General features: G+C 68.8%; 19 protein-coding genes. 12 read left to right on the top strand and 7 right to left on the bottom strand.

Annotated features, from left to right (window positions below; genetic code table 11):
- Window positions 1-707 precede the first annotated feature (707 nt).
- Window positions 708-1,463, bottom strand: a complete 756-nt coding sequence (gene ppgK, locus UG56_RS15875) for a polyphosphate--glucose phosphotransferase (protein ID WP_045550006.1) — start codon at window positions 1,461-1,463, stop codon at window positions 708-710.
- Between the two features lie 77 nt (window positions 1,464-1,540).
- Here ppgK and UG56_RS29035 point away from each other — a divergent pair, with 77 nt between their 5' ends.
- The 8 genes from UG56_RS29035 (at window position 1,541) to UG56_RS15835 (ending at window position 13,999) form a co-directional block, all read left to right on the top strand.
- Entirely contained in the window at window positions 1,541-2,962 is a 1,422-nt protein-coding gene (locus UG56_RS29035; protein WP_045550007.1) for a fatty acid desaturase, read from the top strand.
- Window positions 2,963-2,989: 27 nt separating this feature from the next.
- Window positions 2,990-3,562, top strand: a complete 573-nt coding sequence (locus UG56_RS15865; RefSeq protein WP_045550008.1) for a TetR/AcrR family transcriptional regulator — start codon at window positions 2,990-2,992, stop codon at window positions 3,560-3,562.
- Window positions 3,563-3,623: 61 nt separating this feature from the next.
- The gene (locus UG56_RS15860) at window positions 3,624-4,832 is read left to right on the top strand and encodes a M15 family metallopeptidase (protein ID WP_045550009.1); all 1,209 of its coding nucleotides are present in this window, start codon (window positions 3,624-3,626) and stop codon (window positions 4,830-4,832) included.
- A 173-nt stretch (window positions 4,833-5,005) separates the two neighbouring features.
- On the top strand, window positions 5,006-5,938 hold the full coding sequence (locus UG56_RS15855; protein ID WP_084101127.1) for a DUF559 domain-containing protein: 933 nt from the start codon (window positions 5,006-5,008) through the stop codon (window positions 5,936-5,938).
- A gap of 127 nt (window positions 5,939-6,065) precedes the next feature.
- Window positions 6,066-8,018 (top strand): M13 family metallopeptidase, encoded by a 1,953-nt coding sequence (locus tag UG56_RS15850; protein ID WP_045550010.1) that lies wholly within the window; start codon window positions 6,066-6,068, stop codon window positions 8,016-8,018.
- 165 nt (window positions 8,019-8,183) lie between these two features.
- Entirely contained in the window at window positions 8,184-9,854 is a 1,671-nt protein-coding gene (locus UG56_RS15845) for a M4 family metallopeptidase (protein ID WP_045550011.1), read from the top strand.
- A 406-nt stretch (window positions 9,855-10,260) separates the two neighbouring features.
- Window positions 10,261-11,901 (top strand): ABC-F family ATP-binding cassette domain-containing protein, encoded by a 1,641-nt coding sequence (locus UG56_RS15840; RefSeq protein ID WP_052693812.1) that lies wholly within the window; start codon window positions 10,261-10,263, stop codon window positions 11,899-11,901.
- A 13-nt stretch (window positions 11,902-11,914) separates the two neighbouring features.
- Window positions 11,915-13,999: a RecQ family ATP-dependent DNA helicase gene (locus tag UG56_RS15835; RefSeq protein ID WP_045550020.1), complete on the top strand. Its 2,085-nt coding sequence runs from the start codon at window positions 11,915-11,917 to the stop codon at window positions 13,997-13,999.
- Window positions 14,000-14,017: 18 nt separating this feature from the next.
- Here UG56_RS15835 and UG56_RS15830 read toward each other — a convergent pair whose 3' ends face one another.
- Together UG56_RS15830 and UG56_RS15825 are read right to left on the bottom strand one after the other, a co-directional pair.
- The gene (locus tag UG56_RS15830; RefSeq protein WP_143055066.1) at window positions 14,018-14,713 is read right to left on the bottom strand and encodes a response regulator transcription factor; all 696 of its coding nucleotides are present in this window, start codon (window positions 14,711-14,713) and stop codon (window positions 14,018-14,020) included.
- A complete protein-coding gene (locus tag UG56_RS15825) occupies window positions 14,710-15,912 on the bottom strand; it encodes a sensor histidine kinase (protein ID WP_177191489.1) in 1,203 nt (400 codons plus the stop codon). Before UG56_RS15825 ends, UG56_RS15830 begins: the two co-directional genes overlap by 4 nt.
- Before the next feature lie 168 nt (window positions 15,913-16,080).
- Between UG56_RS15825 and UG56_RS15820 the strand changes: the two genes are divergently transcribed.
- The 3 genes from UG56_RS15820 (at window position 16,081) to UG56_RS15810 (ending at window position 18,135) form a co-directional block, all read left to right on the top strand.
- Entirely contained in the window at window positions 16,081-16,386 is a 306-nt protein-coding gene (locus UG56_RS15820) for a hypothetical protein (RefSeq protein WP_052693814.1), read from the top strand.
- Complete coding sequence (locus UG56_RS15815) at window positions 16,373-17,662, top strand: cytochrome P450 (protein WP_045550014.1); 1,290 nt, start codon at window positions 16,373-16,375, stop codon at window positions 17,660-17,662. The genes UG56_RS15820 and UG56_RS15815 overlap by 14 nt, the downstream gene beginning before the upstream one ends.
- 68 nt (window positions 17,663-17,730) lie before the next feature.
- Complete coding sequence (locus UG56_RS15810) at window positions 17,731-18,135, top strand: hypothetical protein (RefSeq protein WP_045550015.1); 405 nt, start codon at window positions 17,731-17,733, stop codon at window positions 18,133-18,135.
- Window positions 18,136-18,155: 20 nt separating this feature from the next.
- On the opposite strand, the gene UG56_RS27970 is transcribed toward UG56_RS15810, so the two are convergent.
- Window positions 18,156-18,761: a hypothetical protein gene (locus UG56_RS27970; protein ID WP_143055064.1), complete on the bottom strand. Its 606-nt coding sequence runs from the start codon at window positions 18,759-18,761 to the stop codon at window positions 18,156-18,158.
- A 113-nt stretch (window positions 18,762-18,874) separates the two neighbouring features.
- On the opposite strand from UG56_RS27970, the gene UG56_RS15800 reads away from it, so the two are divergent.
- Window positions 18,875-20,194 (top strand): hypothetical protein, encoded by a 1,320-nt coding sequence (locus tag UG56_RS15800; RefSeq protein WP_143055063.1) that lies wholly within the window; start codon window positions 18,875-18,877, stop codon window positions 20,192-20,194.
- A gap of 149 nt (window positions 20,195-20,343) precedes the next feature.
- Here UG56_RS15800 and UG56_RS15795 read toward each other — a convergent pair whose 3' ends face one another.
- The 3 genes from UG56_RS15795 to UG56_RS15785 form a co-directional block, all read right to left on the bottom strand.
- Window positions 20,344-20,775, bottom strand: a complete 432-nt coding sequence (locus UG56_RS15795; protein WP_045551778.1) for a hypothetical protein — start codon at window positions 20,773-20,775, stop codon at window positions 20,344-20,346.
- Between the two features lie 150 nt (window positions 20,776-20,925).
- Complete coding sequence (locus UG56_RS15790; RefSeq protein ID WP_256206665.1) at window positions 20,926-21,669, bottom strand: endo alpha-1,4 polygalactosaminidase; 744 nt, start codon at window positions 21,667-21,669, stop codon at window positions 20,926-20,928.
- A gap of 113 nt (window positions 21,670-21,782) precedes the next feature.
- Window positions 21,783-23,390: a DHA2 family efflux MFS transporter permease subunit gene (locus UG56_RS15785; protein WP_045551776.1), complete on the bottom strand. Its 1,608-nt coding sequence runs from the start codon at window positions 23,388-23,390 to the stop codon at window positions 21,783-21,785.
- Between the last annotated feature and the right edge of the window lie 34 nt (window positions 23,391-23,424).

The following is a 23,424-nucleotide window of genomic DNA, read 5'->3' as shown; positions in this document are numbered from 1 at the left end:
GCGAGTGGATGCCACCCGAGGGACTGCGCGAGAGCATGGCCGCGTGGAACTTCGAGGACGCCGACACGGCCATCGGTCAGATCGGCGCTGCGAGTGCCGACGCCGCCACGGTCCAGGAGGCCGCGGAGAAGGCAGACCTGCCGGTGCCCACGGCGGCGCGGACGGCCTACGAGAGCGCCGACGGCGAAGCGCGCTATCGCGAGCTCGCCACCACGCTGCCCCGCACCGCCGAGGTGATCGCCGAGGTCGGTGAGGCGACGGCCGACGTCGAGGGGATGCAGGACCCGCTGACCGAGCTCGGCGAGCTGGTGCTGTTCCTCGACGCGGGCGCGGCCACGGCCCGAGCCGACCTCGACGACGGCTATCTCGAGGACGCCTCCGCCGCCGCGGCCGGCGTTCGCGCCCGGGCCGGCTGGGCACTGATCGTCGGCCTGGTCGCGCTGCTGGTGCTCGCCTGCGTGGCGTACGCCGGGTTCCGGGTGGTCCGTAGCCCGTGGGCGCGGGGTCGGCGCGAGGCTCGCGGGCAGCGTGCGGCGGCCCGCAAGGCCTTCCTCGCCCAGGTCGAGGAGACCAAGAAGGCCGGCGCTCCGTGGGATCGCCCGGCCCCGCCGATGCCGCCGATGCCGCCGATGCCGCCGCCGAACATGCCGCCGAACGTGCCGCCGCCGACGATGCCCCCGCCGACGATGCCCCCGGCGCCGCCGGGATCAGTCGGTCGCGAGCTCTTCGGCGTACAGCGCGGCCCCTACGGCCCCGGCGGTGTTGAGCAGCTTCGCCGGGATGATCTCGGTGTCCAGTTCGAGCAGCGGCAGGAACTCCGCCGCTTCCTTCGAGACCCCTCCGCCGACCAGGAATAGGTCGGGCGAGAAGAGCATCTCCAGGTGGCGGTAGTACTTGCGCAGCCGCTTGGCCCAGTGCTTCCAGGAGAGCTCCTCGCGCTTGCGGGCGACGTTGGAGGCACGGGTCTCGGCGTCGTGGCCGTCGAGCTCGAGGTGGCCGAGCTCGGAGTTGGGCACGAGCACGCCGTCGTAGAGGAGCGCCGAGCCGATGCCGGTGCCGAGGGTGGTCATGATGACCAGCCCGCGACGGCCCTTCGCGGCGCCGTAGCGGACCTCGGCGAGGCCGGCGGCGTCGGCGTCGTTGACCACGTGCACGTCGCGCCCGGTGGCCGCGGTGAAGATCGCGTCCGCGTCGGCGCCGATCCACGACTTGTCGATGTTGGCGGCGGAGTGGACCACCCCGTGACGTACGACGCCGGGGACGGTCACGCCGACCTTGCCGTCGCAGTCCGGGAACTGCGCGAGCAGGTCCACGAAGATCTCGGCGATGGCTTCGGGGGTGGAGTGTTCGGGGGTCGGGATGCGTACGCGTTCCTCGGCGAACTCGCCGGTGGCGAGATCGATCGGGGCACCCTTGATGCCCGTGCCGCCGAAGTCGATGCCGAAGGGCAGGCTCGTCGTCATGCGGCCATCCTATTTACAACCACCGACGTGACGTACGACACTTGACAGATCATCCAGAATTGTCAAGGGGGCCGACGATGGAGACCGCCAACAGCACCGTGCCCGAAGGATCCACCGAGCAGTGGCGCGACAAGAAGCGCTACCTGTGGCTGCTGGGCCTGGTGGTTCCGATTCTCGGCTTCATCGCGATCGGCGGCTGGCATCTCACCGACATCGGCGCGTTCCTGTGGACCGGACCGATCATCATCCTCGTCGTGGTGCCGGCGATCGACCTGGTCGCGGGCCTCGACCAGTCCAACCCGCCCGACGACATGATCGAGGCGCTGGAGAACGACCGCTACTACCGGTGGATCGTCTACTCCTACCTCCCGCTGCAGTACGCCGTCTTCATCGGCGGCATGGCCATCGCCGCCCACGGCGCCTTCGACGGCCACACCCTGAGCATGGTCGATCGGGTCGGGCTGGCGATCTCGGTCGGCTGCATCGGCGGCATCGGCATCAACACCGCCCACGAGCTCGGCCACAAGCGCGAGGACGTCGAGCGCTGGCTGTCCAAGATCGCGCTCGCGCAGAGCTTCTACGGTCACTTCTACATCGAGCACAACCGTGGCCACCATGTCCGCGTCGCGACGCCCGAGGACCCGGCCTCGTCCAAGGTCGGCGAGTCCTTCTACGCCTTCTGGCCGCGCACCGTCTCGGGCTCGCTGAGGAGCGCCTGGCGGCTGGAGAGGAAGAGGTACGCCCGCCGCGACCAGCACCCGTTCCGGATCGGCAACGACGTACTCAACGCCTGGCTGATGTCCGCGGTGCTCTGGGGCGCCCTGATCGGGTGGCTCGGGCCGGTGGTGATCCCGTTCCTGCTGATCCAGGCGGTGGTCGGGTTCTCGCTGCTCGAGGTGATCAACTACATGGAGCACTACGGGATGCTGCGACAGAAGGTGGGCCGGCGCTACGAGCGCGTCGACCCGAGCCACTCGTGGAACTCCAACAACATCGCGACCAACGTGCTGCTCTACCACCTGCAGCGCCACAGCGACCACCACGCCAACCCCGTACGCCGCTACCAGACCCTGCGTGACTACAAGGAGTCCCCGGTGCTGCCGACCGGGTACGCCGGGATGATCCTGCTCGCGATCCTGCCGCCGGTCTGGCGCCGGGTGATGGACCCGAAGGTCCTGGCGCACTTCGACGGCGACATGTCGCGGGCCAACATCCTGCCGCGCAGGCGGGAGAAGATCCTGGCGAAGTACCCGCCGCCCGTCGCCGACCGGGCCGAGGCCGGCGACGACACCGTCGCCCGGGTGATCGCGGCCGAGGTGCTGGCCGCCCGCTGCCCGGGTTGTGGCTACACCTACCGGGTCGAGGAGGGCAACGAGGCCGAGGGCTTCGCCGCTGGCACCGCGTGGGCGGACGTACCCGACGACTGGTGCTGCCCGGACTGCGGTGTCCGGGAGAAGGTCGACTTCGTGCCGCTGGCGTCGGACTCGGTCGAGCCCTAGGGGCCGGGCGCACTAGACTCTGGCCCCATGGCGGCCGGAGTACCTGAAAACACCCGTCAGCGGATCCTCGACGCTGCCGTCGAGATGACGACCGAGACCGGGTGGGCGAGCGTGACGATGTCGCGCATCGCGGAGCGGTGCGGGGTCAGCCGGCAGACCGTCTACAACGACATCGGCGCCAAGCCGGCGCTGGCCAAGTCGCTGATCCTGCGCGAGCTGGAGCAGTTCCTCGCTGTGGTGAGCGCGGCCTTCGACGAGGAGGAGGACGACTTCCTCAAGGCGATCCGCCAGGCGACGTACGGCGTGCTCGACCGCGCCCAGGACAACAAGCTGCTGCACGCGGTGGTCTCGGCGACGCACGGCGCCGACACCGAGCTGCTGCCCTACCTGACCAGCCACAGCGAGGGGCTGCTCGGCTACGCGACCGAGATCATCCACGAGCACATCAAGAGGTTCGACCACGGGCTGACCGAGCATCAGGCCGATGTCGCCATCGAGACGATCGTGCGCGTCGTGCTCAGCCACGTCATGCAGCCCACGAAGACGCCCGACGAGACCGCCGACGACATCTCCTGGCTGGTGTCGCGGGTCCTCGGCTGAGTTACCCGCGAGTTGGGTGCTCACCAGCCCTCGCCTAACCTTCCTGCGGGGAGGTGACTGGATGCGACAGGTCTCGATGAGGGCGGCCGCGGCGATCGGGGCGGTCCTCGTGGTGACCCTGGCAGCCTGTGCGGGCGAGCCGGCGAAGCCGGCCTCCCCGAGCGGCAGTCCCAGCGCCAGCGGCCCCGCGAAGCACGAGAGTCCTGTCGCCGACCCGTCGCACGCGGTGGCGATGCCCGGCAAGCGCGAGGGCACGCTGCACTCCACCGACCTGCTGATCCTGTCCGAGGACACCCTCTCGTCCGGCGACGTCAAGAAGATCCGGTCTCTCGACGGTGTCTCCGGCGTCGAGCAGATCTCGATGGCCCAGGTGAGCGTCGAGGGACGGCTGGTGAAGGTCGTCGCCGTCGACCCCTCGACCTACCGCAACTTCGCCCCCTTCCAGAGCGCCGACTCCGATGAGGTCTGGCAGCGTGTGGCCGGAGGCGAGGTGGCGATCGACCCCGAGCGCCAGGACGAGCTGCCGGCCGACAAGGACGGCTTCGTACGCCTCGGCTCGAAGAAGGATGCGACCTCGGTCCACGTCGGTGCGTACGCGCCCCAGCCGCCGGGCCTCGCCGCCGCCGTCGTCAACCACAAGTGGGGCGAGGAGATGGGCATGGAGAAGGGCAACGCGCTCATCGTCTCCACCGCCGCCATCGCCCCCAACCGCGTCGTCAAGCCGATCCAGAAGGTCGTCGGCGCCGACGCCTCCGTCCAGCGCCTCGACGTCGTCGCCCGCGCCGGCCTCGACCCCAACGCTCCCCAGAAGGCGTACGTCGTCGGCACCGTCGCCGAGGCCGTCGGCAACTACACCTACCGGGCCAACGGCGACGGCACCATCACCCCCGCCTCGAGCTGGGTGAGCTCCCACATCGTGACCGCCCAGGTGCCGATCCTCGGCTCGGTGACCTGCAACAAGGTGATGATCCCGCAGCTGCGCGCGGCCCTGCAGGAGGTCGTCGACCGCGGGCTGTCCAAGAAGATCGACCCGTCGCAGTACGCCGGCTGCTACTACCCCCGCTTCATCGCCAACACCACCCAGCTCTCCAACCACGCCTTCGGCACCGCCGTCGACCTCAACACCGCCGGCAACCAGCGCGGCACCGTCGGCGAGATGGACCGCACCGTCGTCTCCATCTTCGAGCGCTGGGGCTTCACCTGGGGCGGCAACTGGCGATGGACCGATCCCATGCACTTCGAGATGAACCGGATCGTCAAACCGGGCTGATCCTCCGGACGTTGGGCGATTCCATGCATGTGTGCGGAAGTTGCAGCGCCTGAGCGTTCGGTGGGCGTGAGAATCCCGCACGTGCGCGGTTTCCGTCATCGGTGTGGCGGGTTATCCACAGGGCGTACGGATTGTGGGTGACAGGTCGCCGCTGGTCGCCGACGTTTGTTCCCATGACAGTTGGTCAGGATCCCGAGGTCCGGTTCGACCCGAGCCGGCCGTTCGTCCGTGCGACAGCTGCTGCGATGGGGAGTGCGAAGGAGCTGCGCACTCCTGCCTACAAGCGCCTGCTGCACGGTATCTATGTCTCCGCGTCCGTCGAGGTGACGCCGGCGCTGATGGCCGAGGCCGCGCTGCTGCCGTTCGGGGACGACGCGTGGGCGAGCCACGCCACGGCCGCGAGGGTTCTGGGCGTGCCGATCCCGGCGCTTCCCGGTGAGCACGTCACGGTCGTCGAGCGGCGCCGCCGCCGCAGCCGCCGGGACGTGACCTGCCACCTCCGGAAGAGCGGTCTGGTCAACGAGATCGCTGGCGCGCGCGTCTCCGCGCCCCAGCAGGTCTTCGTCGAGCTGGCCACCCAGCTGACCCTGGTCGACCTGGTGATCGTCGGCGACCACATGGTGCGCAACGGACTGGTCGACCTGCAGACGCTGCGGAGGTTCTGCGCCGACGCCTCCGGTCCAGGCGCTGCGCTCGCGCGGACGGCCGCCGATCACGTACGCAGCGGGGTGGACTCTCCGATGGAGACCCGGCTCCGGCTGCTGATCGTCCTCGCCGGACTTCCTGAACCCGAGGTCAACCTTTTGGTCGGCGACGAGGTCGAGCGCCGCAAGTACGACCTGTCGTACCGCCGCTCGAAGACGATCCTCGAGTACGACGGCCGCCAGCATGTCGAGCGCATCGAGCAGTGGGAGGCCGACCTCGAACGTCGCGAGGGCATCGACGACGACCAGTGGCGCATCCTGGTCTTCGTCGCGAAGGACATCTACAAGTCGCCCGGCCGGACCCTGGAGCGGATCCACCGCGTCCTGCGACTCCGCGGCGAGCCCGGCGTACCGGCAACGCTCTCCGAGGCGTGGCGGGCCCACTTCCCGGGTTGGTCCTGATCCAGCCTGGCAAGAACCGTGCAGGTGCGGGGAACTTCCGTCGGGTTCTGGCCCAGGTGGTGCAACTTCGCCGCATGTGTGGGGTTGTTGCCCACGCGCTTGGGGGCCCGCATCTACGCTGGGGCCTGTGACGATTCTTGATGATGCCCGCCCGGGCATGGACGACAGCATCCGGCCGCAGGACGACCTGTTCGGGTTCGTCAACGGCACCTGGCTCCGGGAGGTCGAGATTCCCGCCGACCGGTCCAGCTGGGGGCCGTTCGTGATGCTGGCCGACCAGGCCGAGAAGGACGTGCGCGCGATCATCGAGGAGCTCGCGGCCTCCGGCGGCGAGCCGGGTAGCGACGCCCAGAAGATCGGTGACCTCTTCGCGAGCTTCATGGACGAGGCCGCGGTGGCCGAGCGCGGCGTACGGCCGCTCGACGGCCTGAGGGCTGCCGTGGACGGGCTCCGCGACGCGGACGACCTGGCGGCGTTCCTGGGCGAGGTCGAGCGGATCGGTGGGCACGGGCTCTTCGGGTCCTACGTCGACAACGACGACAAGCAGTCCGACCGCTACATCTTCAACCTGCTCCAGGGTGGCCTCGGGCTGCCCGACAAGGACTACTACTTCGACGAGAAGTTCGCCGAGGTGCTCGGCAAGTACGCCGACTACCTCGAACGGCTCTACACCCTCGCCGAGCACCCCGACCCGCGTGCGGCCGCCGAGACGATCATCCGGATCGACACCCGCCTGGCCGAGGGCCACTGGGCGCGCGAGGAGACCCGCGACAAGCAGAAGACCTACAACCTGCTCACCCTCGCCGAGCTGCGCGAGCTGGCCCCCAACTTCAACTGGGATGCGTACGTCCGCAACCTCTCCGGCTCGAAGCTGACCACCGAGGAGGTGCTCGGTGAGGTGGTCGTGCGGCAGCCGTCCTACTTCGCCCACCTGGCCACCGTGCTCGGCGAGGTCGACATCGACGACTGGAAGCTGTGGCTCTACTTCCACGTGCTGCGCTGGGCGGCGCCCTACCTGACCGACGACTTCGTCGAGACCAACTTCGACTTCTACGGCCGCACCCTCAACGGCACCCCTGAGCTGCGCGAACGCTGGAAGCGCGGGGTCGGGCTGGTCGAGGGCGCGATCGGGGAGGCGGTCGGCAAGGAGTACGCCGCGCGGCACTTCCCGCCCGAGGCGAAGGCCCAGATGGACGAGCTCGTCCACAACCTCCTGGAGGCCTACCGCAAGTCGATCTCCGAGCTCGACTGGATGGGCGAGGAGACCAAGGAGAAGGCCTACGAGAAGCTCGACAAGTTCACGCCGAAGATCGGCTACCCGAACAAGTGGCGCGACTACTCGGCGCTGCAGATCAGCAAGGACGACCTGATCGGCAACGTCTCCGCGGCGAGCGTGTTCGAGACCGACCGGCAGCTCGGCAAGCTCGGTGGGCCGGTCGACCGTGACGAGTGGTTCATGCTGCCGCAGACGGTCAACGCCTACTACAACCCGGGCACCAACGAGATCTGCTTCCCAGCCGGCATCCTGCAGCGCCCCTTCTTCGACAAGGACGCCCACCCGGCGGAGAACTACGGCGGCATCGGCGCCGTGATCGGCCACGAGGTCGGCCACGGCTTCGACGACCAGGGCGCGCAGTTCGACGGCGACGGCAACATGCAGGACTGGTGGTCACCGGAGGACAAGGCGGCCTTCGAGGTGAAGACCAAGGCGCTGATCGAGCAGTACTCCAAGCTCTCCCCGCGGGACCTGCCGGGCGAGTTCGTCAACGGTGCGCTGACCGTCGGCGAGAACATCGGCGACCTCGGGGGCCTGACGATCGCGCACACCGCCTACATGCTCGCCACCGGCGGCTCGGCCGGCGTCGGCGACCGGCAGCGGCTCTTCCTCAACTGGGCCTACGTGTGGCGTACGGTGCGCCGCAAGGAGCAGGCGCAGCAGTACCTGACGATCGACCCGCACAGCCCGCCGGAGTTCCGTGCCAACATCGCGCGCAACCTGGACGAGTTCCACGAGGTCTTCGGCACCGCTCCCGGCGACGGTCTGTGGCTCGATCCGGAGGAGCGCGTGCGGATCTGGTGACCCCTGGGGGTAGGGGTATTGGTTAATATTCGATAACAACGTAAAGAGGTTACGCGGGGAGCCATCTTCATAAATACGCATTGCAGGAAATTGTTTCTTCGCGCTATCGATTCGGGTGCAAGGATTCCGTTCATCCCGGTCCCCACAATCGAGGAGAACCCCACGATGCGTATTGCTCGAGTAGCGGGAGCGGCCACCGCCGCCGCTGTTGCAGGAACTGCCTTCATCGCCTCCTTCGGGGGTCCCGCCGGCGCCACCCCCGCCGACTCCGCCTCCATCACGCCAGAGTCGCTGGCCGCCCAGAAGATCATCCACGACGAGTCGATCGCCGAGAAGGCCATCAGTGCGCTGACCAGCAAGCCGTCGACCTGGAAGGTCGGCGCGGGCCAGGAGCTCGAGCCCGTGGTGACCCTGAAGGACGCCAACGGTGCCACCCACGTGCGGATGAACCGGACCTACAAGGGCCTCGAGGTCGTCGGCGGCGACCTGGTCGCCCACCAGACCGAGGCCGGCGCCCTGACCTCGGTCTCCCAGGGGCTGACTCAGGTGCTCGACCTCTCGGTGAAGCCGACCCTCACCGAGACCGCGGCCACGAAGGCCGCGCTGACCCTGGACGCCGTCACCAAGGCGATCAGCGGGCTCGAGGCCGACAAGAAGCACGCGCCCGAGCTCGTGGTCGACGCGAGCGAGGGCACCCCGACGCTGGTGTGGCGGGTGACCACCAAGGGCAAGCAGGCCGACGGCACCCCCTCCCGCCTCGCGACGTACGTCGACGCCGGCACCGGCAAGGTGCTGCGCCGCATCGAGGGCATCGAGACCGCCGACGGCTCCGGCCAGACGCTCTACTCCGGCACTGTGCCGCTGCAGGTCACCCAGAGCGGCTCGACCTACCAGCTCAAGGACGCCACCCGCGGTGGGACGTACACCACCGACATGAAGAACGCGACCGACAGCACCCTGTGCCAGCTGCTCGGCTGGGGCTGCTCGACGGGCACCCTGGTGACCTCGTCGACGACCACGTTCGGCAACGGGCTCAACTCCAACCGGGCGACCGCGGCGGCCGACGCCCAGTACGGCACCAACGTCACCTGGGACTACTACAAGAACGTCCACGGCCGCAACGGGATCTTCGGCAACGGCTCGGGCTCCTACAACCGCGTCCACTACGGGTCGAACTACGTGAACGCGTTCTGGGACGGCACCAAGATGACGTACGGCGACGGTGACGGCACCACGTACGGCCCGCTGACCTCGCTCGACGTGGCCGGTCACGAGATGTCGCACGGTGTCACCGAGAACACCGCCGGCCTGGAGTACTCCGGCGAGTCAGGTGGGCTCAACGAGGCCACCTCGGACATCTTCGGCACGATGGTGGAGTTCTACGCGAACAACTCCAGCGATGCCGGCGACTACCTGATCGGTGAGCGCTTCTTCCTCAAGGGAAACAACACCCAGGGGCTGCGCCGGATGGACGACCCGGACTCCGACGGGTCCTCGGTCAACTGCTGGTCGTCGTCGGTCGGCAACCTCGACGTGCACTACTCGTCCGGCGTCGGCAACCACTTCTTCTACCTGCTGGCCGAGGGGTCCGGGGCGAAGACGATCGGTGGCGTCGCGCACAACAGCCCGACCTGCAACAACTCGACGGTCGCCGGCATCGGCCGGGCGAAGGCGGAGAAGATCTGGTTCCGCGCGCTGACGACCTACTTCACCTCCACGACCAACTACGCCTCTGCTCGCACCGGCACGATCTCGGCTGCGACCGACCTCTACGGCGCCTCCAGCCCCGAGGTCGCCGCGGTCAAGGCCGCCTGGTCCGCGGTCTCGGTGAACTGACCAGGTCGCACCTTCATCGAGCGGGTTGTTTCGACGGCGTCGTGCTTCGAAAGACGGCGCCGTCGTCCGCATTCGGTAACTAAAGTACGAATTCGGGCGTGTGGTTATGCCGGTGCGTCGATAGGACGCATACTGGAGATGCCGGGCCGGTTCTGCGGGTCCCCGTGGGGGAGGACCAACAGCGCCGGCTCGGCGTTTATTTCTTCCCGCTCGGCGAATAACGGTTCGCGTGGACGGGTCGTCGTTCTCTACGATGGAGCCATGCATCTCGGCATCGCTCACATGCGCCTGCGGCCCGCCGCCTGACGGCGGCGCTGCGAGGAATACTCACGCCGCTGTCCGGCCATCAGCCGGGTAGCTGCTCTCGCGCTCCCGGCTCCCGTATGCGAGCTGGAAGTTCACCTTCGTGTCTGTACAGACCCATCACACCTCTGCCCACCTGCGCGCCGAGGACATCTCGGTCACCCGTGGCGGTCGCCCCGTCCTGCGCGGCGTCTCCCTGACCGTCTCCGCCACCAACCGGTCCCGGCTGGCCGTCGTCGGCGAGAACGGCCGGGGCAAGACCACACTGCTGCACGTCCTGGCCGGGCTCCTCGAACCCGACACCGGCCGCGTCCAGCGGCACGGCAGCCTCGGCATCGCGCAGCAAGCCCTGGCCGTACGTCCAGGGGACACCGTCGGCACCCTCACCTCCGCCGCCCTGGCGGAGTCCCACGACGCCCTCCGGGCGCTCGACGAGGCGGCCGCGGCGCTGTCGGACGACCCGGCGGACACCTCCGGGACGTACGCCGCCGCCTTGGAGCGGGCGACCGCGCTGGATGCCTGGGATGCCGACCGCCGGGTGCAGATCGCCTTGGAGGCGCTCGGCGCGTGCACCGATCACTCACGGGAGCTGGCGACCCTGTCCGTCGGCCAGCGCTACCGGGTGCGGCTCGCGTGCCTGCTCGGGGCCCACCACGACCTCCTCGTGCTCGACGAGCCGACCAACCACCTGGACGCGTCGGGGCTGGCGTTCCTGACCGAGCGGGTCCGGGCTCATCCCGGCGGGGTCGTGCTCGTCTCCCACGACCGGCTGCTGCTGCGCGAGGTCGGCATCGAGTTCCTGGATCTGGATCCGAGCGAGGACGGGAGGGCCAGGACGTACGCCGGAGGCTATCCGGGCTGGCAGGAGGGTCGGCGTCGCGACCGAGATCGCTGGGAGCAGGACTACGCGGCTCAGCAGGAGGAGCACCGGCGGCTGCAGGATTCCGTCTCGGCGGCTCGGGACCGGCTGAGCACCGGGTGGCGCCCGGCGAAGGGCACCGGGAAGCATCAGCGACAGACCCGGGCTCCCGGGTTGGTGCGGTCCTTCAACCGGGATCTCGCGGCACTCGAGGAGCACCGGATCTCCGTCCCGGAGCCGCCGATGTCGTTGGGCTTCCCTTCCCTCTCGCCGGGTGCCGGCACGCTGTTGCGGTGCGACGACGTGGCCGTACCCGGCCGCCTGGCCGGACCCGTCTCCCTCGGGATCGACGCCGGCGACCGGCTGCTGGTCACCGGTCCGAACGGTGCCGGCAAGTCGACGTTGCTGCAGGTGCTGGGCGGATCGCTCGTGGCCGGCGCGGGGTCGGTCCGGACCGCGCCGGGAGCGCGGGTGGCGCTGGTGGGACAGGAGGAGCCGGAGTGGGCTCCCGGGCTGACCGCGGCCGAGATCTATGCGCAGCACTGCGGGCGGCTGGCCGCCGCCGGGGTGGTCTCGGAGCGGTCGATCCCATCGTTGCGATCGACCGGTCTGGTCGACGCCGAGGCGCGGCGTACGCCTGCGTCGCTGTTGTCCCAGGGGCAGCAGCGACGGCTCGAGCTGGCGCTGCGGCTGGCGTCGCGCCCGCATCTTCTGATCCTCGACGAGCCGACCAACCATCTCTCGGCACGGTTGGTCGACGAGCTGACCGCCGCGCTGCGGGCGACGGCTGCGGCGGTGGTGGTGGCGACTCATGATCGGCAGATGCTGAGTGATCTGGCCGACTGGCCGCGGCTGGCACTGGGCGATCCTGTCGGAGGCGCCTGATAGACCTGTGGTCATGACTGATCCGGCCAGTGACGTACGTGCTCGTGCCGAGGCGCATCTGCGTGCCCTCGTGGGACGCGATGACGCCACCCTGCGCGAGGACCAGTGGTCGGCGATCTCGGCGCTCGCCGTCGAGCGTCGCCGGGCGCTGGTCGTGCAGAAGACCGGATGGGGGAAGTCGGCGGTCTACTTCGTGGCGACGCTGCTGCTCCGCGAAGCCGGTCTCGGGCCGACCGTGATCGTCTCCCCGCTGCTCGCGCTGATGCGCAACCAGATCGCGGCGGCGCAGCGCGCGGGGATCCGGGCGGTGACGATCAACTCGACCAACCCCGAGGACTGGGTCTCGATCGAGGAGGCGATCCACGCGGGCGAGGTGGACGTCCTGCTGGTCTCCCCCGAGCGGCTCAACAACCCGAAGTTCCGCGACGCGGTGCTGCCGCGGCTGGCGGCCGAGTGCGGTTTGCTGGTGGTCGACGAGGCCCACTGCATCTCCGACTGGGGGCACGACTTCAGGCCCGACTACCGCCGGATCCGTACGCTGCTGGCCGATCTCCCGGCCGGGATCCCGGTGCTCGCGACGACCGCGACCGCGAACTCCCGGGTCACCGCGGACGTCGCCGAGCAGATGGGTGAGGGCGTTCTGGTGCTGCGGGGGTCGCTGGACCGGGAGTCGCTGCGGCTCGGCGTGGTCTCGCTGAAGACCCCCGAGCAGCGCTTGGCCTGGCTCTCCGACCACCTCTCCGAGCAGCCCGGGTCCGGCATCGTCTACTGCCTGACCGTCGCCGCGACCGAGGAGATCGCCGACTATCTGCGCTCGCGAGGCCACGACGTGGCCGCCTATTCGGGGCGCACCGAGGCGGCCGAGCGGGCCGACCTGGAGGAGTCGCTGGCTGCCGGGAAGATCAAGGCGCTGGTGGCGACCTCGGCGCTCGGGATGGGCTTCGACGCGACCCTCGGGTTCGTGGTCAACATGGGCGCACCCTCCTCACCGGTCTCCTACTACCAGCAGGTCGGCCGCGCCGGCCGTGGCACCTCCGACGCCTCCGTCGTCCTGCTCCCGGGCGTCGAGGACCGCGACATCTGGGCCTACTTCGCCTCGCTCGCCTTCCCGCGCGAGGAGCAGGTGCGCCAGACCCTCGGGGTCCTGTTGGAGGCGGGGCGGGCGTTGTCGACGCAGGCGCTGGAGACGTACGTCGACCTGTCGAGGTCACGCCTCGAGCAGATGCTCAAGGTGCTCGACGTCGACGGTGCCGCGCGCCGGGTCGGTGGTGGCTGGGAGGCGACCGGGGTCCCCTGGGACTACGACGCGGAGCGGTATGCACGGGTCGCGGAGGCTCGTCGCCGCGAGCAGGACGCCATGCTCGCCTACATCTCGACCGACCAGTGCCGGATGCGGTTCCTGCGCGAGCAGCTCGACGATCCCGGCGCCGTCGACTGTGGTCGGTGCGACAACTGCGGTGGCTTCGCGGTGACCTCGTCGGTCTCCGAAGGCGCGGTCGAGGAGGCTTCGGCGCGGTTGTCGCGGCCCGGGGTCGTCGTGGAGCCGAAGAAGATGTGGCCCACCGGCCTCGACCGGCTCGGCATCTCGCTTAAGGGCAAGATCAAGGAGGGTCCGCTGGAGGGCCGCGCGGTCGCGCGACTGACCGACCTCGGCTACGGCCAAGCCCTGCGTGACCTCTTCCGCGAGCCCGCTCAGGACGGCCCGGTCCCGGTGCCGCTGGTGAAGGCGGTCGTCGAGGTCCTGGGCGACTGGCGCCCCGCGGTCGGCGGCATCGTCTACGTCGAGTCGTCGACGCGTCCCACGCTGACCCGCGACTTCGCCGAAGGGCTGTCGCGCTATCTCCGCATCCCTGTTCTCGGTTCGTGGGCCATCGTCGACCCCGACGTCGGCCCTGGCCAGGGCGCCTCCAACTCCGCCCAGCGCGTCGCCGCCGTCGGTCGGCGCTTTTCGCTCCACGCCGAAGTGCCACCGGGTGTCGACGTACTCCTCATCGACGACCGCATCGCGACCGGCTGGACTATCACCCTCGCCGCCCGCGCCCTCCTCGATGCCGGCGCCGCCACCGTCCACCCCCTCGTCCTCGCGACCACCACCTGACCCCCGTCTCGGCAGGGATCAGACCGCCGGCCGGACGATGCCGTGGTCGTACGCGAAGACGATGGCGGCGGCGCGGTCGCGCAGGTCGAGCTTGGCGAAGATGCGGCCGATGTGGGACTTGACGGTGAGCTCGGAGATGACGAGGCGCTCGGCGATCTCGGAGTTGGTCCAGCCCGAGGCGAGGCCGCGGAGGACCTCGAGCTCGCGATCCGTGAGCTCGGAGACCTCGACGGCGTCCGATGCCGACGGTGCGACCGCGGAGCGGTAGGTGGCCAGGACCCGGCCGGTGATGGCGGGATCGAGCCAGGCGTCGCCGAGGGCCACGGAGCGTACGGCCATGACCAGCTCCTCGGCCGGCGAGTCCTTGAGGATGAAGCCGGCGGCCCCGGCGCGCAGGGCCCCGGAGACGAGCTCGTCCTCGTCGAACGTGGTCAGCACCAGTACCGGCGGCGCCGACGGCAGCGCCCGCAGCAGGCCGGTCGCCGTGATCCCGTCGACCTGGCGCATCCGCAGGTCCATGACCACGACATCGGCCGGGTTGGCCTCGAGCGCCGCGACCACCTCCGAGCCGTCCGCGCACTCGGCGACGATCTCCAGCCCGTCGCGCCGGCGCAGAATGCGGCGCAGGCCGCTGCGTACGAGCTCCTGGTCGTCGACCACGATCACCCGGATCGGCGCGGCTGTGTTGCCGGCGGCGGGGTTGACCGGCGTCACGCGAGGGCCTTGCGTACGAGACAGTGGGACGGAATCACCAGATCGACCTTCCACATCGATTCCTCGGCCCCGGCCGACAACCGGCCCCGGAGCTGCTCGGCGCGGGTGGCCATGCCGGCCAGTCCGGACCCCTCGCCGACCCCGCGCCGGGTGCCGACGAGCGGGTTCTCCACGGAGAGGCGTACGCCGTCCGCGACCGCCAATGAGACCGAGACCGGTGCGCCGGGAGCATGCCGGATGGCGTTGGCGAGCGACTCCTGCAGGATCCGGTAGATCCCCAGCCCGACGCCGGCGTCGATGCGGGAGAGGTCGCCGGAGGAGGAGAACGTGATCGCCTGCCCGGCGCTGCGGCCCTCCTCCACGAGCCGGACCACGTCGGCGGCGCCGGGGAGCGGGGCCGTTCCGGCCCCAGAGGTAGACAGCACCCCGATCGTACGGCGGATCTCGGCCATCGCCCGGCGCCCGACGGCCTCGGCCTCGGTGAGGGCAGAGACCGCCTCGTCCGGGTCGTCCCCCTCGGCGACGGAGCGTCGCGCCGCGGTGAGGTGGAGCAGGGTGATGGAGAGCGAGTGCCCCACCAGGTCGTGGATCTCGCGGGCGATCCGGGTGCGCTCGGCCTCGGTGGCGCGGGAGTGCTCCTGCTCGCGCGCCTGTCGCTCCGCGCGCAGGGCGCGCATCTGCGCGAGGATCAGCAGCCCGAGGATCCAGCCGACGGCGAGCAGCAGGAACTGGACCCCGATGCCGCTGGGTGTGTCCTCGGCGAAGACCCACATCGCCACGGCCGAGGCGATCCCATAGAGCGTGCCGGTCTTGAATCCTTCGCGGACGACCATCTCGAGGGTGAGCGGGACCAGCACCGCCGGTGCGAAGTCGTGCTGGGACCAGAACGCCGTCGCGGGCTCCGACATCAGCCAGGCCGAGCCGGCCAGGGTGGGCAGCAGGTCGACGGCCCACATGTGGTTCTTGAGCCAGTCACCGGTGGTCGGGATGAAGAAGATGCTCAACGAAGGGACCACGATGACCAGACCCGCCACGATCACCTCGAGGGTGGCGTTTCGCTGGACCACCGCCACGGTGACCATCGCGACGAGCCCGAAGGCCGACAGCAGCGGCGCCCACCAGGGGATGTCGAGGTCCTTGCTGCGACAGCGTCGTTCCAGGAAGTCACGCACATCGCGAGCGGAGTCCTGGACACTCATGCCGCCCAGTCTAGAAAGACGTGACCCGGGTCGCATCCGACCGTGGCAGGCGGCCGGACTCCTACCAGGGTAGGAACGCAGGTGCCTGCCAGCGTCCGATGTGTCCCGGGCCGCCGATCCGTAGCGTCATCGACAACGGTCCCAACGACGACGGAGACGGTGAGGACGATGACGTGGAACCAGACCCATGAGCGCTACCGGCTGCTGAACGACGCGGAGGCCGAGCTGCGTGCCGGCCTCGCGCACAGGCTGCCGTGGTCGCCGGCGTACGCCGAGGCCTTCGGCACCCCCGAGCGCCTGGCTCAGGCCCTGCGTCATCGGTGGCGGATCCGCTTCCAGGCGCAGCTCGACCCGACGCTGTCGCAGGAGGACTACGAGGCGACCTTCGCCGACCTGCTCGCCGATCTGGCGCCGCTGATGGGCCGGATCGGCACCCATGAGTTCAGCGAGGAGCTGGCCGATGCCTCGGCGTGAGCTGGCGCCGTCCGAGAGGGCGAGGTCGTACGCCCGCTGGGCGCTCTCCCAGGGCCTCAACCGCGCCGTCCTGAGCTATGCGTCGAGGCGCGGCGACCCGCTCGCCGAGCTGATGTGGTCGCGCGACCTGCCGGACTACGGCCGGCTGCGAGCGCGCGGCCCGATCCACACGAACCCGTTCATGGCCGGCACCGTCTCCTATGCCGCCGCCAACGAGATCCTGCGCAGCAGCGACTTCGGCGTCGGCGACGGCCAGGGCGAGCTGCCCGCGCCGCTGCGGTGGCTGCTCGGTAAGGTGAGCGCGCCCGACGCCCTGGGTCCGGTCGACCCGCCGTCGATGCTGGCCGTCGACCCGCCGCTCCACACCCGCTATCGCAAGCACGTGTCGAAGGCGTTCACCGCCCGCCGGATCGGCTCGATGGCCGAGATGGTGACCGCGGTCGCCGGCGACCTCCTCGATGAGATCGACCCGCGCGAGGGGCAGGTCGACATCATCGAGAGGTACGCCGCGAAGCTCCCCATCGCCGTCATCGCCGAGCTGCTCGGGGTGCCTGAGGCGGATCGGGCCGACATCCTGCGCTGGGGCGACCAGGCCGCCGCGATCCTCGATCCGGGGTTGTCGTGGCGGGACTACTCCCGGGTCGAGGCCGCGATGAGGTCCCTCCACCACTGGTTCGAGAACCACGTACGCCACCTCCGCTCCGACCCCGGCGACGACCTGCTCAGCGCCCTGGTGATCGCCGGGGACCTCGACGACATCGAGCTCCACGCCCTCGGGCTCCTGGTCCTGGCGGCGGGCTTCGAGACCACCGTCAACCTGCTCGGCAACGCCGTCGCGGCGCTCGATGCCCATCCTTCCCAACGCGCTCTCCTGCTCGCTGATCCGTCGCTGGTCGACGGTGTCGTCGAGGAGACCCTCCGCTGGGACCCGCCCGTCATGGCCACCGTCCGCCAGGCCTACGCGGCGACGAGCGTGGCCGGCGTGGACGTCGTCAAGGGCACCGCCGTCGCCGTCGTCCTCGGCGGCGCCAACCGCGACCCGTCCGTGTTCGAGGACCCCGACACGTACGACATCACCCGGGTCAACGCCGACCAGCACCTCTCCTTCTCCGCCGGCGCCCACTTCTGCCTCGGCGCCAGCCTCGCCCGCCTCGAGGCCCGCGTCGGTCTCCGCCTGCTGTTCGAGCGCTACCCGTCCCTGCGAGTCACAGGCGAAGCCGTACGCCGCCCCACCCGCATCCTCCGCGGCTACGCATCCCTGCCAGTCGCCCTGTGAGCCGTGGTGTACTACTCCTACTGAGGCACCCGCCGGGGGTGCGATCGGAAGCCTCGGGAGGGCAGACCATGGGTAAGGGTGACGGCGAAGAGATCGCGGTCGACTACATCGCTCTCGGCCAGGTCCGTAAGGACCTGAACGCTGAGAAGGAGAACGTGGTCGCAGCGAGGGCCGCGCTGATTGCGCCAGCTGCTGGCATGTTCGGTGACTCGGCGAATGGTACGTACCTGTTCGGGCTGGTCAAGGACGGTCATAAGGCCATCGCTGACGCATTGAAAGAGTCCGAGACCGCGATGACCAGGATGGATGAGGGCATCGAGGTGGCGGTCAAGGAGCTGGAAGGCGCCGATGCCCAGGCTGAGGCGGCGGCCTTGGTGATTCGGAAGTTCGTGGAAGCCACTCAGATCATGAGCAACCCATTGGTGCTCTTCAACAAGGACACCCTCGCGAAGGTCCGCAACCTTCCGATCTGAACCTGCAAACCGCTCTTGTCTCAGAGCATCTTGAACGTCGGCATCACGGGACGCCAGATGGCCTCTGCCTGCTTTCGGCTGATGGTCTTGTCGAACTGCCATTCGAACACGATGTTGTATTCGCCGTCGGGAGTGACGGTGCCGTACGCATCAAACCAGTAGGCATCGGATTCGTACTGGAACCGGTAGAAGGGCGTCCCGTTGATGGTCTCATTCGGGAGGCGCTTGAGATTGGCGTATCCCGAGTAGTCATTTTCCATAGCATGCTTGGCCACCCACTCGAGTTCCTCCGCTTGGTTGCCCCCGGCGAGGTTTCCGACACCAACGGTGGCTGAACCGGGCGGGAAACCAATCGCATCCTTCGGAGCCGACAGCGTGTCCAAAGCGTCGGTGCTGGACTTGACGCTCCAATCGGGAGGGACAGAAATCTCGGCCACATCTTCGAGCGGCACCGTCTGCCAGTCCGAAGGCACAGTTGGCGCGCTAGGCTCCGTCGTTGGTGATGGGCTTGCCGAAGCGGAGGTCGGGTCCTCTGCGGGCTTGTCGTTCGACGATGAGCACGCTGCTGCCGTCATGGCCGTTGTAATGGCCAGGGCTGCGATCGCAAGGGGCCGAGAGGTCATCATGCGTCGAGACTAGAGCACGGTTGTTGGCGAACTCTGGCCAGATCCGTCATCGATGTTGGGTACCGTACTCAGGCGGGGTCGGGGAGACCCCCATCGTCTTCGGGAGGGTCTACATGTCAGTCAAGGGTTTCTGGGCGCTCAGGCTCGATGACTACGTCCGCGGGGCCGACCCAGTTGCGATCACAACGATGACCGACGGTTGGAACGGTGGTCGTCGAGCGTTCGGCAGTGCTGGTACGACTATGGCCGACAACGCCAACAAGGCGAGCAACGGGTTCTCAGAAACGATGGAATCCGGTGCTGCGATGAAGAACAGCCTGGTGTCCTCCTCGAAGTTCGCCCACGAGAAGCGCGACAAGATCCGAGATGCAGAAGATGCGCTGGGCGTGGTGCAACTCCGCCTCAAGGAAGCGATGATCGCCAAGGCGGAGATCGACAGTTCGCTTCCTGACTCCCACCCAGGTGTTGACCCAGCAGACTTTCCAACCGATGCGAAGCAGGTCGGTAAGCGCCAGGCTGAGGAGAACGAGTCAGCGCTGGCGGATGCCCGGGCTGAATACGCCGCTCGTGAGGCGGCTATCGCTGACGCTGAGCGCAAGGCAGCCGCGAAGGTACAGGCGGTCGATGCTGCCGTGATCGATGCGGATCCGAAGGTCCGCGCCCTGGTCGACCCGGACAACACCCGCGAGGAGCGCCCGTCGGGCTCGCCTTCGGTCCCTGGCTCCTACAGCGACATTGCCGCGGCGCAGACGCGGAAGTCGAAGATCAACGCCAACGCCACCTACCCTGACGGCTGGGGCTACGAAAAGATTGCGGCCGAGGACGCCAAGATCAAGGAGTACCAGGCCGAGAACCGTCCGGAGTGGGACAACAACAACGGCCAGTGGATCAACGCTGATGGTTCGCCTGCTCCCGCAACGTCGTACGCGATGGTCGAGACGGCGGACGGCCTCGCCCCGCTCAGCGGTGGAACCGGCGGTGCCACCGCGCTTGCCGTGGGTGCTGGTGGGGCGCTGCTCGGCGCAGGCATCGCGAAGGCGATCGCGAGCAGGTTCGGAGCCGGTGCCTCGGCGAAGGCAGCCACGGCCGGCGCCACCTCCAGGTCGGCCGCGGCCAGGTCTACATCAGCCCGTGCAGGGGCCCGCGCGGGATCCGCTGCCGGTGCTCGCGGCGCTGGTGGTCGTGGCACGGGAGCCGGCGCGCGCGGTGCCGGCGGCCGGGGAGCTGGCGGTCGCGGCGCTGGTGGCCGCGGAGCCGGTGCGGCCGGCGGTCGTGGCGCCAAGAAGCGGGACCAGAACGGCAGCCAGAACCAAGAGTGGGAAGCCGACTACACCGACGACTGGACCGAGACCGCAAGCGACGTCTTGGACCCCAACGCATCCCGCGGCTGGGCGCCGGACGCGACCCGAGCCGACGACGATAAGCGAGACTGAGGCAGCCACTTCCAGCCCCAGTCGCGACACGGCTGTGAGGTTCATACGAACGCGACGCCGGCGCGGGACCCTACTGTCCGAGGCGCGAACTCCGTGCCGCCAGCTCGTTCGACCCTGCGGTGAGCGTGCACTGAAATGGTCTGCCGACCTCAACGGGTCAGCATCACAGCCCCGATGATCACGCCCATCAATACGAGCAGGGCAAGGGTCCCTAGGCCGATGAGGAGACCGATCTTCTCGATCGAGCCTCGCACTTGCCGGTAACCGAGGTCCGCTGCGGCGGAATCAATCAGCGCGCGGCCCTCCTCGGAAATGAACGTGAAGTCGATGACCTTGCCGAACTTGCCCTGTTCTTGGAACGCATATGTTCGATTGAAGGAGACCTTCTTGATGCGTCCGACCTCTCTACCGGCCTCGTAAGGGATTCTGGGAGTCCCAGCAATCCACTCAACTGTTCTCGCGTCGTCTGTTACCGAGTAGGTGCCGGTCTCTGGAATGGAGACGTGATGGATAAAGGCGTGCTTGAGCCCTGCCTTGTTGAAGAGGCCGAACCAGGTCGAATCAGCTACGTCCAACTCCACGTCGAATCCCCTTGCAGTTGGGACCACTTTGCACGGAGTGTCTGCCGCTGCCTGCTGGACACGCGCGAACAGGTTGTGCGCGACAGGAGGCATGCTCTGATCGGTCACAGGGGACAGCACACCACTTCTCAGCATGCGGTGAGGAAGAGCTCAGCAGGCCTCAAAGACGTACGCCGCGTCCTCCTGCCCGACGAGGTCGCGGTCGCGGAGGATGGTGAGCGGGGAGCGGTCGGGGTCGGCGCAGACGTCGGCGAAGGAGAGGCTGGCTTCGGCGAGGGAGTCGGGGTACTCGATCTGGAGCACGTGCGGGCCGTAGACGTCGGTGTAGGCGGCGCACTCGGAATAGGTGCCGCATTCTTCGACGACGGCGAAGTCGAAGCCGAGGTCGTCGTGAGCCGTAGAAGCGGCTTCGGCGGCGTTCTTCTGGGCGATCGCCAGGCCGAGGTCGTGAGCGGCGGTCACGTAGGCCGAGGCCAAGGCGACGGCGCCTTCTCGGGAGATCGAGTCGAAGCGGGTCCAGGTGTCGAGGTTGTCGATCTCGATGGCGTCGAAGCCGTCGTCGGCGCAGCCTTCGATGGCCGGACCGACCATCTCGAGGATCGCCTCCCGTGCCGAGGCGGTGGAGGGGTCGAGGACGATCTCGTCGGGCCAGTCGGGGTCGCGTACGGGATCGCCTGAGGCGTCACGCAGCAAGGCGGAGGGATGCTCGGACCAGTCGGCGCCGGGCTGGGTCTGGAAGCCGTTGACGTAGCAGACGTTGTAGGCGCCCTCGAGGGGCGCGGCGGTGGAGTCGCGGGCGACCACGTCGATCCGGGTGCCGTCAGACAGCTCATCGGCGGTCGCGCCGAGCTGATAGTCGAAGACGCCGTCAATGGGCGGCAGATCGGGCGTCACGTCCGCAGCCGGTGACGTGGCGGACCCGCAGGCGACCAACGCGAACCCGGCAAGTGCTACGAGGGCCGGGCTGCCGATGGCAGCCCGGCCCTGCGTACGTGCGCGCGAGCGGATCAGTGGAGAACCGTCGGAGCGGCGGCTCCGTGCTCGGCCTTGCTCTTGGGCAGGAACCACGCGGGGATGAGCGTGGCGAGCACCAGGATCGCGGCGATCACGAAGGTGGCGGAGAAGGCCTCGGCCATCTCGACCGGGATCGCCTTGAAGAGGTCCGGCAGCTTGGTGGGGTCGAGACCCAGCGACGCTGCCGCCTCGCCGACCTTCTGCTGGTTGGCCGGGTCGGCCATGAACTTCGGCAGACCGTCCGAGGAGACCCCGAGCTTGTCGGCCAGGTCACCGGCCGCGGAGATCGACTCCTTGCCGGACAGGGCGTTGGTCAGCAGCACTGAGAACAGCGCAGTGCCCGCGGAGGCGGCGACCTGCTGGACGATGTTCACCAGCGTCGTGCCGCGGGCGATCGTGTGCTCGCGCAGCGTCGCCTGGGCGGCGGCGAAGGTCGGCATCATCGTCGCGCCCATACCGAGGCCCATGATGAACAGCGACACGAGGAGATACCAGTAGGGCGTGGTGTCGTCGAGCCGCGAGAACATGAACATGCCCACCGAGATCGTGGTGAGACCGCTGAGCACGATCTTGCCCGGGCCGGTGCGGTCGGCGAGCATGCCGGCGAGCGGCATCGTGACCATCGCGCCCAGACCCTGCGGAGCCAGCAGCAGGCCGGCGTGGAGGGCGTCCTCGCCGCGTACCTGCTGGTAGTAGAGCGGGAAGAGCAGCGAGGCGCCGAAGAACGCCATCGCGAAGATCGACAGGGTGATCACCGCGACGGTGAGCTCCTTGTTGCCGAAGAGGCGTACGTCGATCAGCGGGTGGTCGTTGCGAGCCGAGAGCGCCCACGGGATGAACGCGGCGATCAGCACCAGGCCGGCGACCATGAACGAGAGCACCTTGGTGTCCAGGATCGTGCCGGCCTCGGGGATCGAGGAGACCCCGTAGAGGAACAGCGCCAGACCCGGGGACAGCAGCACCATGCCGAGGAAGTCGAAGGACTGCGACGGCTCGACGTGGTCCTTGGGGAGCGCGCGCCAGGCGTAGACCAGGGCGATGACGCCGATCGGGATGTTGATCAGGAAGATCCAGTGCCACGAAGCGGAGTCGATCAGGGCGCCACCGATGATGGGACCGAGGATCGGGCCGAGGAGCATGGGTACGCCGAGGATCGCCATCACCCGACCGACCCGATCGGGGCCGGCGGCGCGGGTCAGGATCGTCATGCCGAGCGGCATCAGCATGCCGCCACCGAGCCCCTGGATGACGCGGAAGCCGACCAGCATCGGCAGGCTCGTGGCCAGCGCGCACAGCGCCGAGCCGAGCGCGAAGAGCACGATCGCGGTCATGTAGAGACGTTTGGTGCCGAACCGGTCGGCGGCCCAACCGGTCAGCGGGATCACCGTCGCCAGGGCGAGGGTGTAGCCGGTCATCGTCCAGGCGACCTCGGCAGAGGTGGCGTCGAACTCGCGCTGGAAGGTCTCCAGTGCGACGGAGACAACGGTGATGTCGAGGATCGACATGATCGATCCGAGCACAACGACGCCGGCGACGATCAGCACGCTCTTGTCGAGGTGGTCGTCGGGCGCCTTCTCAGGCTTGGCAGAAATGTCTGTCACGGGTTGACAGCCTACGTGTGAATTGATAGGTCCC

The organism is Nocardioides luteus, assembly GCF_000960475.2.
Lineage (GTDB): Bacteria > Actinomycetota > Actinomycetes > Propionibacteriales > Nocardioidaceae > Nocardioides > Nocardioides luteus_A.
The sequence above is the reverse complement of the archived record's forward strand: the minus strand, read 5'-3'. Positions and strand labels throughout refer to the sequence as shown.